We start from the raw sequence: 15,051 nt of genomic DNA, 5'->3' as shown, positions 1-15,051 counted from the left end.
TATTTGGTGATAATATTAGACGTGAAGATGGAAATCTCGACGTTATAATTAAGCCCCAAGCAGCAAAAAATGACTGGTTTAGTGCTAAAAAAATTGAAGCTAAGCTTTACTTACAAAACATAAAGTTCTAATAAAATAAAATTTTATAATAAAAAAAAGCCACCGTAATGGTGGCTTTCATATTTTAGATAATTATAAACTTATAACCATCTCCTTCAGAGAAGTAAAGATTTTTATGGTTCTTCTTAAACCAATTTACCCATTCCTTATCTGTTTTAAAGGTTTGCTTAGTATATCTTAATAACAAGCGGTACGCCATTTCTTTATCTCTTCCCGTTTTTAACATAGATACAGCCTTCTCTAACAATTTAATATCATTATTTGCTATACCAAGAGACTTAGCATCTTCGTCTAAAATCATTTTATACCAACCATACTTTTCAGGATAAAAATAGTCTAAGTTTTCTTTATAATAATTTTCATTAACTCTTTTAATTTATTGTCTAACTCTTCCTTAGTTGGGTTTCTTAAAATAATTTTTCTGTTGCTATCTATTAATAAGGTGGTTGGCAAATGTGGTACCCCATAAGATTTTGCTACTGCTCCGTACGCATGATTTTCACTAGGGTCATAAACGTGACTCCAAGGTGTTTGATCTTCTATTATTGCTTTCTCCCATTTTTCTTTTTCATCTGCTGTACCAACACCAACAATTGTAAAGCCTTTTTCTTTATATTGTTTTCTTAGTTCTTTTAAATGAGGAAATGATGCTCTGCATGGCACGCACCAACTAGCCCAAAAGTCTACTAAAATATACTTACCCTCTACCTTAGATAGGGTTAATTCTTCTCCTTTATTGGTATTTAAAGTAAAGTCTGGAGCTGTATTACCTACACCAATATTTTCAAAATTATCTTTATATATTTTTGTAATAAAACCTTTAAAAAAAGCCGTTTTACGAGCGTCACCTTTAAAAATGTTGTAAAATTCTTTTAACTCGTCTCTCGTCATTCTACCTTCTGTATACTGTACTCCCAAAACATATGGAGCTAAAGTAGAGCTAGGGTTTTCTCTAACGTAATTGTATTTTAAAGCAACACGTTCATCATTTCTTTGTAACATTAAAGGTCTAAGTTCTTCCTGTAATGCCATTGCTTTATTAAGATCTTCTTTACTTTTAGTTTCTTTGGCTTTTGCGTATAATTCTCTAATTTTTTCTAATGGCTTATATTTTTCGTTATTAAATAAACTTTCTTGTGATTTCTTTATTTTCTCATACTCATCATTAGACTTAGAACCTTTAACATCTAATGTAAATCTAATATCTCTCCCTGTTATATTAGATACGTCTCCACTTACAGTTATATCACTGTTTTCTATGAAAAAAGAACTAACATATTTATCTACCATAAGGGTGACTTGATCCGGAAACTCTACTTTACCAGAAAACTGAAACTTACCATCTTTAATTATTGTACTATCTAAAACTACAGCTTCATTAAAGTTTAAAGAGCTACTACTTAATAGCTTTGCATAAGTATTATTTGCTCCCTTTATTATTCCGTTTATAGTGTAACCTTCAAATTTTGGTTGTTCTTTTTGCTTTTCTTTACAAGAATAAAAAGCGGTAGTTACACTTATAAATACTACTAATACTTTTAATATTGATCTCATATTATCATATTTTATTTTAATAACTCTTCTAACATTTCAAATGCTTCTTCTCCACCGCCAACAAAGCGTTTAACAATGTTACCTCGTCTGTCTATAATAAACTTTGTTGGAAAACCTTGTACATTAAACCTATTTACAAAATTGTCTGTTGTGTTAGCTTTATCACTTAATAACTGCTGCCAACCATACCCATTCTTGGTTACAAAAGCCGCAATTTTTTCTTTTGTATCACCAGAGTTAATTCCTAATACAACTAAATTATCTTTATGTTTTTCCTGAAACTCTTTTACCTGAGGCATTTCTGCTACACAAGGTCCACACCATAACCCCCAAAAATCTATTAATATATACTTCCCTTTTAATGAGTTAATATTAAACTCTTTACCCTCTAGGGTTGCTGTTGTTTTTATAGATGGTACTGGTGAGCCATCTGCAGTAGCTTTTATTCCGTTTATACGTAATTCTACGGCTTTATAATCTGGATACTCCGCCAAGTCTCTAGATAAAGAAGCAAATAACTCCTCTGCCTCTTCATTAGTAACTTGTGTACGCAGAATTAAATCATTTAAATACCAAGCTGAGGCTACAGAATTTGGATTACTTTTTATATGATTTGTTAAAGCTTTAATAGATTTGGCATAAATTGCTTCTGCTTGTTTATTGTTTGCTTTTATTTGTACAGAATCTGTCTCATAAGTATTTTTTACCGCTAAGTTTCCCATTTGGTTATACATTGGGTACATTAACTTATTTGCTTTAGCTAAACTGTTGTTAAATTTATCGCCGCTTGGGTAGGCATTCATAAAATCTGTTGCCTCTCCTTTTACTGTAACATTTGCTCCGGGAAAAGCGTAAAAATTTAGATAAGCGCTTTTTACAGGAAACATTCCCCTACCTCCTTTTGGTTTTTTAAAAAGTTCTCCATCAGGACCATTAAAACCAGGGTATACCCGTATCTGAGACATATTTGAAATAGTACTAGAAAAACTAAATTTTCCGTCTGTTACAATTATAGAGTCTGGTAAAGTTTCTCTTGTATACTTTTTATCTGGATGTCTAAAATACAAGTTACCTTTTAACCCTTTTATTTCTCCTTTAAGTGTAAAAGTATCTTTTGTATCTTGGGCATTAACACTACCTAATAAAGCTAAACTAGCTGTAAAGGATAAAACAATGTTCTTTATCAATTTCATATTATAATTATTTTATTACTTAAAAAGCTCTTTTAGTTTAGCATCTAACTCTTCTTTAGATGGGTTTCTTAATACAATTGTTCTATCACTATCTATTAATAGTGTTGTAGGTAAATGAGGAACACCATAAGATTGCGCTACTGGACCGTAAGCATGGTTTTCACTTACATCATAAACATGATTCCAAGGCGTTTTATCTTCTTCAATTGCTTTCTTCCATTTTTCTTTTTCATCTGCTGTACCTACACCAACAATTGTAAATCCTTTTTCTTTATACTGTTTTCTTAGTTCTTTTAAATGAGGAAAAGATGCTCTACATGGCACGCACCAACTAGCCCAAAAATCTACTAAAATGTACTTACCTTTTACGTTTGATAAAGTTAATTCTTCACCCTGTACTGTTTGCAAAGTAAAATCTGGCGCAGTATTACCTATTCCTAGATTCTCAAAATTATCTTTATATATTTTTGTTATAAATGTTTTAAAAAAGGTTGCTTCACGTGCATCTCCGGTAAAAATTTCATAATATTCTTTTAATTCTTTTCTAGACATTCTGCCCTCTGTATACTGCACTCCAAGAACATAAGGTGCAATTGCTGAACTTGGATTTGCTTTTACAAAATCATATTTAATATTCTTATATCTTGCTCTTCTTTCTTCTGCTAAACTTTGTAAACTCTCCTGTTTTTTTACAGCTTCATTTAATAATTCTTCATTACCCTCTTCTTTAGCTTTTACATACATTTGCCTAACCTCTGTAAAAACATCATATTTTGGATCTTTAAAAATTGCTGATGCTTTTTCTTCAATTTCTTTATACTTATCTTGTCCCTTAGATCCTTTTACGTCCAAGGCAAACATATTCTCCCTGTCTTTTAAAGTCTCTACATCTGTTGCAATTTCTATAACACTATTCTCTAAATAAAAATTTGACTTATACTCTCCTAATACTAATGTAACCATATCAGGATTAGCTATTTTACCTTCAAATTTAAATTTACCGTCTACAACAGCTACACTGTCTATTACATTGATTTTATTTTGATTAAAAATTTGGTAATCTGTAATTTTAGCATAAGAATTATCTAATCCATTTACCGTTCCTGTAATAACATAACCATCTTCTTTTAGTTGATTCTTTTCTTTGTTTTTACAAGAGGTAAAAGCAAGAGCTACAATAGCAATTGTTATATATATTGTTTTTATGATTTTCATTTTTTTGATCATTTAATTTTTATACGATAATGATTTTATCTATTATCTATTTTTTTGATTGAAATAGAAGGTTTGTTTTATATGAACTCCCTTAAAACAGATGCCAACTTTAATAATAAATTATTTTAATACAGAAGAGAAAGCAACAATGTGCCTATTAAAAGAATTACTAAGAATTATATAACTCTTAGTAATTCTAATTTTATAATTTATTAATATTCATTTTGTTTAATAACACCTCCTGAAGTAATAATTTCTTGATTTGGTATTGGGTGTGCATATCTTCTTGACCCTTTAGGTAAAGTATAAGTTTGTAAGGATGAATTATGATCTATAGTTACTTGGGAATAAGGATAAAAATTTCTAGTAATATTATCTACATCATCAGATGGGTCTTCATTAGAATTATAACGTTTTAAATCGTACCATCTTAAAACAAAAGGTAGTTCTCTTCTACGTTCTTCCAATACTTTAACTAATGCATCTGACTGTGATGTTCCTGACAAGTTAATAACATCTGCTGGTGCGTTTACATCTATTCTGTTAGCACGTAAAACGTTTGCTGTTTGCAACCCATCTGCCCAAGAGCCTTGTCTTATTTGGCATTCTGCTTTAATTAAAAGCATCTCTGCCGCTGTAGGCCCTGATATTAAATGACTAAAAACTGTTTGATAACCAGACTGGCTATACAATGGTAAACCTATACCATCACTCCCTCTCAAATAAGATAAATTTTCAACAACAAAATGTTTGTACCTTAAATCATAACTAGCATTGTACGTACTTAACAAATCTTCTGAAGGCCAAAGTTGACCAATAGGGCTAGACATTTCTCTATTATAATACGCTTCAGTCCAATAAAAGATATCATTAATTACTGATGTATTAACAATATAATCTCCATTGTAAATTTCGGCTGTTTCAGATGTACTAGGATCTCCATCACTCTCAATATTTACTATAATCGAAGTCTCTACAATATCTGTATTAAAATTAATTAATGTACTTTTTTCATTAAGAGCATCCTGTGCATATTTTTGAGCTTTCTCGTAATCATGCAATGCTAAATAATACCTAGCTGCAAAACCATTAACAGCCACTGTACTTGCTCTCCAGATACGATCTAAACCATTAAATTTTTCTAACTGACGATTAATTTTAAGAGCCTCTTCTAAATCCTCTGTTATAAAATCATAAGTATCTTGTAAACTAGCTCTTTCTAAAGTCTCTTCATAACTAGTGCTTCTCTTAATTGGCAAGCCCATTTCTTGCTCATTCCCCTTTAAAGACAAACAATAAGTATTTGCTAATAAAAAATAGCTATATGCTCTTATAAAGTGAGCTTCTGCTTTTAAATTAGCTTTTTCTTGAACAGTACCTTCTACATCATTTAATGCTAACAAAACTAAATTAGCATTAAATATTTTTTTCCATTCACCATTCCATACACGTGTACCTCTTGCGTCTAATGCTGGAAACTCTGTATTCCAAGTATACTCATGTGCTACCGGTGCCGTAAACTCATTAACATCTGCATTAAAATAATCTATATTAATACCAAAGTCATCTGTAGAATAAATTAACTCAGAAGAATTTTCTTGACTAAACACTCTAAGGTCATTTAATAAGCCTGCAATATCCTCTATTGTAGTAGGTACTACTCCCTGAGATTTTGAGGGAGCCTCGTCTAAATAATCATCACTGCACCCTACATATAGAGTACTTACAAACATTAGTAAGGTTAATAATTTATATGTTTTCATCTTAAGTTAGTTTTAAAAAGTTAAGTTAATACCAAATGTATAGCTAGGTTGTAGCTGTATACTACCTCTTGGATATTCTGGATCTTCACCAAAATCATTAAATAAAATTGTACCCAAGTTATTTCCTTGCAAGTAAAACTGTAAGGAATTAACACCTAGTTTATCAACTACAGTTGAAGGCAGGCTGTAAGTAACATTAACTTCTTGCAATCTAATATGTGAAGCATCCTCAATGTAACTATCTATATACGGTGCATAAGTCCCATACCTAAAATAAAGAAAATTATCTGTTATAATTGGAGGAGTAGCTGAGTCATCCCCAGCATTTAAAGCCTCAGAAACATAGCTGTTTATTGGCCTATTGGTTTGTGACTGGTAATCAAATGACGGGCGTCTAAATTTATGCCCAAATTTACCTTGAAGGATAAAAGATAAATTAAAGTCATAAACTTTAAAAGAATGACTAGTACCAACAAATGTAGGACTAACACTAGTACCAGATGGCAACAAAAAGTCTACACCATTTCCTGTAGCACTACCTAAAAAAGAAACTAATTCTCCATTTAGACCATAAAATGATGGTGCGTCAACTCCTGAAACATTATTTACTCCTGCATATTGATAAGACCATAACGTATTAGCATTATAACCCTCCGTGTAAGCAAATGAAGGAGAATTAACAGCAACAGAAGTTAATTCTCTAGAATCATAATTTGTCTTAAAAAAACTCTTTATCTTATTATCGTTATGAGAATAATTAACAGAACCATTCCATACAATATCGTTTCCTTTTATTTTTACAGAAGTTCCTAAATCTATCTCGAACCCTTTATTTTCCATAGCACCATTATTAATCTGTGCTGTGGTATTACCATTAACATTTGGTATAGATTGTAAAACAATTAAATCACTACTCTGTTTATTATAGTAATTAACAGAACCGTTTAATTTATTATTAAAAATAGCAAAATCTACACCTACATTTAATGATTTAGTTTTCTCCCACCTTAATAAAGGGTTACCAACATTAGAAACCGAAGATAAAGCTTCACCTGTTACAGCATCTGGTACTGGGTTAAGACTTAATAAAGGAATAGCAGATGTACTGCTATCTACATTACCACCTACACCATAAGTAGACCTTAAACTTAAACTATTTAACCAATCTACGTTGTTTAAAAAAGATTCATTATGCATATTCCATGATAAACCAACAGACCAAAAAGGATTTGACCTTATAGATGTGTCATCTGCAATTAAGTTTGACGAATCTGTTCTATAACTACCTGTTACTGTATATTTATTATCATAAGTATACCCAATGTTTGAATATACACCAACAAACCTATCTATATTCTCTGTTAAAACAGTTTGATTGGTATAGGAAAACGGAATAAAAGGAGAATTTATTAAATAATTTAAAACCGGTCTACCAAAAGCATAGCCCGCATAACTTTGTCCAAAAGTTATATTATCTGGTACCCCACCTATTGTTTGTAATGTTTTTTCATTAAATCCAAATTTTGTTGGGTCTACAGTAGATTTAGCTACTCTTTCTTCTGCTTGAAAACCCGCTAAAAAAGTGACTGCATGCTTGTCTGCAAATGTACGATTAAAGTTTAACTGATTTCTAAAAGTATAAGCATTAACCCTCTGATTATTTGTTTGTAATATACTTCCAGATGGTATCACCTGGTTTGGAACTCCAAAACCAGAAGCGTTAGGGATTGAGCTTAAAATTATAGCTTCTCTTACCCTGTAATTGTTTTCGTTGTAGAAATTTCTTCCTTTAGTGTCAAAAATTTCATATTGTATACTAGATGTTACATTTAAGTTTTTTGTAATATCATATCTTAATGCTGCTTGAACACGCGTATTTAACCTTTTTGTTGTTAAGTCTCTATTATTAGCATCTGTAATTGGATTATAAGACAAATCTCCTCCGTAAGGAAATAAGTTTAAATCTGGACGAAACATATTTTGAGCAAAAATATTATTGTACAAATAAGACATATCTACCAAACTACCGTCTTCATTCTTTAACATATCTGATCTAGATAACGCGCTCAACTCAGTTAAACTAGCTCCGTTATTTTTTTCCTCGTTGTATTGTAGCATTGCAGAAAAATCTAACTGAAGCTTATTGGTAAGTTTTGTTGTATTACGAAAATTAATCAAATACTTGTTTATGTTATTGCCTTGAAAAAAATCTCTACTATCTTCATACAATAAAGATAAATTATTACTCATTTTAGAGTTTCCGCCAGATATATTAATATTATGCTGCTGAATCATAGGATTTTGCAACAAATTATCTTCTATTTGCTTTGTATTATCTAAGTTAGCATACTTAGACAGTAAAGCATCCCTTTGATCATTTGTAATACCTCCGTATTGAGCATCATAAAAAGCAGTATACACTGCTGATCTTGATGCACCATATGCAAGTAAACTATTAGGCGTAATTGGATTAAAGCCCCTACCAAAATTACTACCGTCAAAAGCTAATTTTAAATATGCTATTTGATCTTTACTAGTAGCTCTGTTTAAAGAGTAATTAACATCTAACTTTGGTGAAATTCTAACAAACGACGACGCAGACACTTTAAGTTCTGTAGATGTATTATTTTTTGTTGTAATAACAATAACCCCGTTAGATGCTTTTGCTCCCCAAATAGAAGATGCAGCTGCATCTTTTAAAACAGTAACACTTTCTACATCATTTGGGTTAATACTACTAAAACCACCTTCTACAGGAAAACCATTTAACACTATTAAAGGTTCTTTATCTGCACCTAATGTTGTAAGACCTCTAATTTGAATACTAGAATTACCATCTGCATCTACAACTGATTGAACACCTGATAGCACTCCGTTTAGCCTTTCTGATATGTTAGATGCTGGTTTTTCTAACTGGCTCTTTTTTACAGATGCATAAGCTCCTGTAGACCTCTCTTTTGTTATTTTTTGATACCCTGTAGAAACAAGAACAACTTCTTCTAACTCACTTATTCTTTCTTTTAAAGTGACTTTGTAACTTGTTTTATTCTTAACTATTTGAGAAACAAACCTTTCGTAACCAATTCCGGTAATAGCAAGGTAATTGCCCACATCTCCCATAATTTTAAAATTACCATCAAAATCTGTAGTAGTACCTCTAGTTAAAAAATCTTTGTTTTTTTCTGTACCATCCCACTTACGGGTTGTAACAAAAACGTTCATACCTAATAAAGGGTTACCAAATTCATCTACAACTTTACCAGTTATTTGAGTTTGAAAAAAACTCTTTTTATTAGTTTTTTTTACAATTGCAATTGTTTTATTTTGCAAAAACTCATAAGATACATCACTACCTTTTAAAGTTTTATCTAACAGATCATTTGCTTTTATAATCCCTTTATGTAATGCTATTTTAGGGTACGCATCAAAAAAACCTTCACTATAAATAAATTTATAGTCGGTTTGTTCCATAATAATATCAAAAACCATATCTACGCTTACAATAGCATCTGCTTTGATACTAATTTTAGCATTTTGTGAAAACGAATTTGTAGTGGTAAAACTAAAAATTGCGGTACACCATAAAAAGATAAAAGCTTTCATAATCGTCATCATTAGTTTTCTTCTATAGCAGAAGAGAACATTCATTAATTTAATTTTCATAAATTTGAGTGTTTTTTTGGTTAGTTACTTAATTAATCGAGATTCAAATAAAAATGGGGGATAAAGTGTTATTCTTTGGACGGCATAAACTTTGTTCCCTTTATTTTATATAAACTATTCTATTTTCTATTTCATAGGCATTTATATTACTTGTGTTTTTAATTATTTGTAAAATTGTTTCTATATCTTGATTTTTACCTAGTACTCCTTTAAAATTGATATTCTCTAATTCTTTATTTTCAATAACAAAATCTACATCATACCATCTAGATAGTACTTTCATTATTTCTTTTAAAGACTTGTTCTTAAAATTAAAATTACCTTTTCGCCAAGCAATTTCGTTTTCTACATTTACATTGTATACCTCAACTTTTTCAGAAATGCCATTTGCTATTACCGCTTGTTGTCCTGGCAACATATCTGCTTTAAAAGATTTATTTTCTAATACAATATGCCCTTCTACCAGAGTAGAATAGATAAAGTTTTCATCCTTATAAGCTTTAATATTAAACTCGGTTCCTAAAACAGCAATATTTTGTTGATTTGTTATTACATTAAAACCATCTCCGTTATTATCTTCACTAGAGGTAACATCAAAATAAGCTTCTCCGTATACTAATTCTACAGATCTAGTTCTTCCCTTTTTAAAATGAACAGGATATTTTAACTTAGACTCAGAATTTAACCAAACCTTTGTACCATCTGCTAGTTCTAAAGCAAATTCTCCTCCTCTTGGTACAGTTAAAGAATTATAAATAACTTCCTTATTTTGCTCATTACCTGGTAAATAGGTTAACTCTTTACCATTAGTTGTAGCATTACCAACATTAACTTGTTTACCGTTTTCTAAAATAACAACAGAACCGTCTTCTAAAGAAAGTGTTGGTTTACTTAAACCTCCTTTTATTTCTGTTTTTACAACTTGTGTATTATTTGTGATAGTATTAAAAAGTGATGCTTTAAAAAACACCCCTGTAATTAAGGTTCCTGCAAATACAGCAGCGGCAGCATACTTTACAAGTTTTATTACCTTAGCATTTGTTGCTTTCCTTTTATCTTCAGCTATTGTATGTAAAAGAGCTGCTCTAGTTTTTTCAATATCAAATTTTTGAAGCACAAAATCTGAAACTACATTTATTTTAATGTAATCTTTTAGAGATTCTTTGCTTTTTACCTCTTCGTTAAGTTCTTTTTCTAGTTTATCTAACTCTTTTTTGGAAGACTCTCTAGTAAGGTACTTAACTATTAGTTTATCTAACTTTGAAACTTTTTTCTTCATTATATTTTAAACATATATACATTAATACGTATGCATTTTACATAACCCTAACATTTTATTAAACTTTTTTATATATTGGCAACATATTTAACCAATGTTTGTCATTTTATATGAACCCCCAACTAAATAACAACATTAAATTTATTAATGCACTAAAGTCTGGTGATGAGTCTGCATATAATAAATTGGTTACAGATTACCACCAAAAGCTTTGTGTATATGCACATAATTTAACTCATGACCGTGACGAGGCAGAAGATATTGTACAAAATGTTTTTATGAGGATTTGGCGTAAAAGAGATAAATTAAAAGCCGATTTTTCTTTACAGAGTTTTTTATACAAATCTGTTTATAATGAATTTATAGATCATTATAGAAAGCAAAAAAATGTATTCCCGTTAGAAAAAAAATATTTAGATGCGCTACACAATTTAGTAGAAGAGACAGATGTAATATCTTTTGATAACCTGATAAAGAAGGTTAAAACAGAAATACAAAATTTACCTCCAAAATGTAAAAACGTATTTCTTTTAAGTAAACAAGAAGGCTTAACTAATATAGAAATAGCAGAATATTTAAATATCTCTATAAAAACAGTTGAAGCACAAATAACAAAAGCATTTTTTATTTTACGCACTAAGATTAATAAAAAAACAGATAGTAATCTATTTTTATATTTTTCTGTTTTAAAACTCAAAAGAGTATTACTTTTTAAAAACTAAAAAGACGCAACAAAAAACTGTTACGCCTAATTAACTAAAAAACGAATTATTAAAAAACTATTTTTCTATATCTAAGATTTTTAAAATTTTAGAAAAAACTTCTGTATTTTCATAAACCCCAGAAAAATTATAAGATTGTGGACCATATGCAAATATTGGTACCATAACACCTGTATGATCATGAGTTACAAAACCGCCTTCTATTTCATGGTCTGCTACACTACCGTTAGATACACTTAAACCTCCTGTTTCATGATCTGCTGTTATAATTACTAATGTTTCTCCATTTTTATCAGCAAACTTAATTGCCTCAGTAATAGCTCTGTCAAAATCTATAGTTTCTGCAACAACACCCTCTGTATCATTGTAATGCCCAAAAGAATCTATTTGTGCAGCCTCTACCATTAAAAAAAAAGGTTTATCTTTTTTATCTAAAAAACTTATAGCTTCTTTAGTTGTTGCTGCTAGTAAATTACCTCTATCTGTTTTTATAGACGGCACACCACCATCTGCTAAAAAAACACCTAATTTATCTGCTGTACTTTTATTTATTTCAGAAGTTTCATCTACCATTATGTACTTACTTTTCAATGGTATTTTTTTGTACAAATTTGCTCCACCTGCGGCAAAAAAATGTAGCTCAGTTTTAAGTAAATCTTCTGCTATTTTTTGTGTTTCTCCCCTATCTTTTTGTTTTGCATAAAAAGAGGACGGAGTAGCACCTGTTATTTGATCTGTAGTTATAATTCCTGTAGAAAAGTTAGACTTAGCTAGTATGTCTACTAAGGTTGGTAATGGCTTGCCATTTATGTCTGTACCTATAGCCCTATTATTTGTTTTTTGTCCTGTTGCTAATGCTGTACCAGCAGCAGCAGAATCTGTTATTAAATCGTCTGCAGATTGTGTTTTAATTAATCCTATAGATTTAAGCTGTGTAAGGGTTAAGCTGCCGTTATTAGCTAAAACGGCAGCCGTAATTTGAGATAACCCCATACCGTCTCCAATCATTAAAATTACATTTTTAATTGGCTTTTTACTACCATCTAAAGCATAAGTAGGTTTGTAAACATTAGATGTAATTAAAGCTGTTGTAGTACGGTTTTTTAAAGTTTTTACATAGGTTACACATTTGTTAGGCATATCTGTATTAATAACGTCTACTCCCATTTCTACAAATGCTCTCCAAGCTGTTTTAGAATCTGGAGTTGCCCAAAAACGAAATGGTTTATTTAATTTTTTAGCAGCTACTATTGCTGCATTTACTTTAGCAAAATCATTGTGTGTTAACCTGCCTTTACCATTCCACTCAGTATATTTTTTAAAACTAGTACTAACCATTGCTACTTTTTCCCAGTCTTTATTATCTAGTGTATTACTAAGTTCTTGATGGTCAAAAGAAATATACTCAGGGTATGTGTGGTATGTGTTAGCTTTTGGTCTATTACCAGATATTAAAAACTCTACATTATTGTGAGTTATAACTTCTGGATATTTTTTTAGTACAGAGATTACTTTTTTTAAGGTCTTCTCTGCATGAGACTTAACATCTACCATTACTATTAGTCTAGATGTGCTAAGTTGTTTGTTTTGTACTGCTTGTTGTAAAGGATTTAAATATAAACTTTGTAGTGTATTATTTTCTAAAATTTCATTTTCAGTATGTGCTATGTATAATTCATTGTTTTTTAGCCAAACATCTGCTTCTACAATATTGGCTCCGCTAGAAAAAGCATTCCAAAAAGGTACATTTTGTAGATAATCATTATGAGAATGAATAAGAACTTGATTTTCTTTTTGAGCAAAAGAAATCATTGAAAAAAAACTTACGGCAAGTATGATACATTTTTTCTTAAATGTTAACATATAAGTATATTATAAAAAGGTGCTGCGCAATTACAGCACCCTTTCTTGTTAAAAAAAACTAATTGAAACTTTATTATTTTACCATCCTTTGTTTTGTGGTATTCCTGAAGATTCTATAACAGTATTTGGAATTGGCCATACATTCATAAAAGAAGCATCAAAATTTCTGGCAGGCCATACTATTTCTGATGTGTAAGGAGAATCAGGATTAGCTCTGTCTGCATAAATTCTACCATAAATTGGCTCTCCGTAAGTAGCTGCTGCATCTCCCCAACGAACCAAATCAAAATGTCTGTTAGCAAATTCACCTGCTAATTCTACTCTACGCTCGTGCTTAAGATCTTCTATAGTTGCGTTAGTTATTGGTGCTAAACCAGCTCTATCTCTAACCATATTTAAAGGAACATCTCCATTTTTACCGTCTGCAATTAACGCCTCTGCTTTCATTAACAACACCTCTGCGTAACGCATTAATGGTACATTGTAAATTGTAGTTGGGTTATCTCCATTCGTATTTACATATTCTCCTATTGGATCTTCAAATTGGAACTCATACATATACTTATTAAACTGAAATCCAGAGATTGAATTTTCAGACTGATACCTTCTATCTTCTCCAAAATATTTAAAGTCGTCTCCAAAATTTAAGATAGTAACACCTCTACGTACGTCTCCTGCTTCATACTCATTATACAACCCTTCTGACGGAGTGTAGTATCCCCAGCCGTTATATTTACCCCAACCTTTGTTTTCTAACATAACACCAGATAAAATACTACCACGATCTAAACCAGAATTAACAGACCAAATGTACTCGCTTGTCCAGTTGTTTATATGACTATGTAACTCTCTATAGTCTACTTCTGGATTATCTGTATCTATTAAAGCTCTACCAGAACCAGATGTTGCAATTGCATCTGCATACTTTACAACTTCTGCGTATCTAGAGGCATCATACGCTGCCCAATACAAATTAGTTTTTGCTAAATATCCTAAAGCGGCATCTTTGTGAGGACGACCGTAATCTTCTGCCCCGTACTCTGTAAACAATGGTAATAAATCCATCGCTTTTTTAAGATCTTCTTCAATTTGCTTGTAGTTTTCTACAACAGAAGCTGGTCTTGCGTAGCTACCACCGTCATCAAACATATTATCTACGGTAATAATTGGCACACCTCCGTTTACATCATCACCATAAGTATGAGCCACCCAAAAGTAACTAAAGGCACGCATAAAATAAGCTTCACCCAGCACACGATTTTTTGTGCTTTCAGATATTTCCATTTCTGGTACGTTTAATAAAATATCATTAGCACGTCTAATAGTCTGGTAACTTTTACTATAACACGTAGATGTGTAACTACCCTCACTACCATTTATATTAAAATCTTTAATAACATCTGCTGTAGCTTTAATACGACCCGTAATCATATCATCTGATGCATTAATGTACCAGAAAAAACCTCTACCAAACATTTCTTGGTCAGACATTAATTGGTATAAACCATTTGCTGCCTGTATGGCATCAGAATCTGTTTTCCAAAAACTCTCATTAGATACTTTTCCTAACGGTTCTAAATTTGTAAAATCGTCTGAGCAAGAACTTAGGTTTAGCCCTAAAACACCCATTGCAATTAATCCTATTTTTTTATATGTATTTTTCATTGTATTCTTTTTTT

10 protein-coding genes are annotated in these 15,051 nt (G+C 31.0%); 1 reads left to right on the top strand and 9 read right to left on the bottom strand.

All coding sequences use genetic code 11. The annotated features are described in order from the left end of the window. Positions 1–184: 184 nt before the first annotated feature. The 7 genes from Q4487_RS00205 to Q4487_RS00175 all read right to left on the bottom strand — a co-directional run bounded on the left by Q4487_RS00205 (position 185) and on the right by Q4487_RS00175 (position 10,787). On the bottom strand, positions 185–421 hold the full coding sequence (locus Q4487_RS00205) for a hypothetical protein (RefSeq protein WP_303543742.1): 237 nt from the start codon (positions 419–421) through the stop codon (positions 185–187). 35 nt (positions 422–456) lie between these two features. Beyond that, complete coding sequence (locus tag Q4487_RS00200; RefSeq protein WP_303543740.1) at positions 457–1,674, bottom strand: TlpA disulfide reductase family protein; 1,218 nt, start codon at positions 1,672–1,674, stop codon at positions 457–459. Positions 1,675–1,685: 11 nt separating this feature from the next. Continuing rightward, positions 1,686–2,867: a TlpA disulfide reductase family protein gene (locus Q4487_RS00195; RefSeq protein WP_303543738.1), complete on the bottom strand. Its 1,182-nt coding sequence runs from the start codon at positions 2,865–2,867 to the stop codon at positions 1,686–1,688. A gap of 15 nt (positions 2,868–2,882) precedes the next feature. Beyond that, positions 2,883–4,082, bottom strand: a complete 1,200-nt coding sequence (locus Q4487_RS00190) for a TlpA disulfide reductase family protein (RefSeq protein ID WP_303543736.1) — start codon at positions 4,080–4,082, stop codon at positions 2,883–2,885. Positions 4,083–4,294: 212 nt separating this feature from the next. Next, entirely contained in the window at positions 4,295–5,845 is a 1,551-nt protein-coding gene (locus tag Q4487_RS00185; RefSeq protein WP_303543734.1) for a RagB/SusD family nutrient uptake outer membrane protein, read from the bottom strand. Positions 5,846–5,857: 12 nt separating this feature from the next. Continuing rightward, a complete protein-coding gene (locus Q4487_RS00180) occupies positions 5,858–9,508 on the bottom strand; it encodes a SusC/RagA family TonB-linked outer membrane protein (RefSeq protein ID WP_303543732.1) in 3,651 nt (1,216 codons plus the stop codon). Between the two features lie 100 nt (positions 9,509–9,608). After that, positions 9,609–10,787 carry a FecR family protein gene (locus Q4487_RS00175; protein ID WP_303543730.1) on the bottom strand — a complete coding sequence of 393 codons (1,179 nt, stop codon included), beginning with the start codon at positions 10,785–10,787 and terminating at the stop codon, positions 9,609–9,611. A 110-nt stretch (positions 10,788–10,897) separates the two neighbouring features. Here Q4487_RS00175 and Q4487_RS00170 point away from each other — a divergent pair, with 110 nt between their 5' ends. Further along, positions 10,898–11,509: an RNA polymerase sigma factor gene (locus Q4487_RS00170; RefSeq protein ID WP_100896416.1), complete on the top strand. Its 612-nt coding sequence runs from the start codon at positions 10,898–10,900 to the stop codon at positions 11,507–11,509. Between the two features lie 57 nt (positions 11,510–11,566). On the opposite strand, the gene Q4487_RS00165 is transcribed toward Q4487_RS00170, so the two are convergent. Beyond that, positions 11,567–13,321, bottom strand: coding sequence for an alkaline phosphatase (locus Q4487_RS00165; protein ID WP_303543727.1), 1,755 nt, complete (start codon positions 13,319–13,321; stop codon positions 11,567–11,569). A 129-nt stretch (positions 13,322–13,450) separates the two neighbouring features. Further along, positions 13,451–15,037 (bottom strand): RagB/SusD family nutrient uptake outer membrane protein, encoded by a 1,587-nt coding sequence (locus tag Q4487_RS00160; protein ID WP_303543725.1) that lies wholly within the window; start codon positions 15,035–15,037, stop codon positions 13,451–13,453. Between the last annotated feature and the right edge of the window lie 14 nt (positions 15,038–15,051).

Source organism: Cellulophaga sp. 3_MG-2023, from assembly GCF_030546975.1.
Lineage (GTDB): Bacteria > Bacteroidota > Bacteroidia > Flavobacteriales > Flavobacteriaceae > Cellulophaga.
The sequence above is the reverse complement of the archived record's forward strand: the minus strand, read 5'-3'. Positions and strand labels throughout refer to the sequence as shown.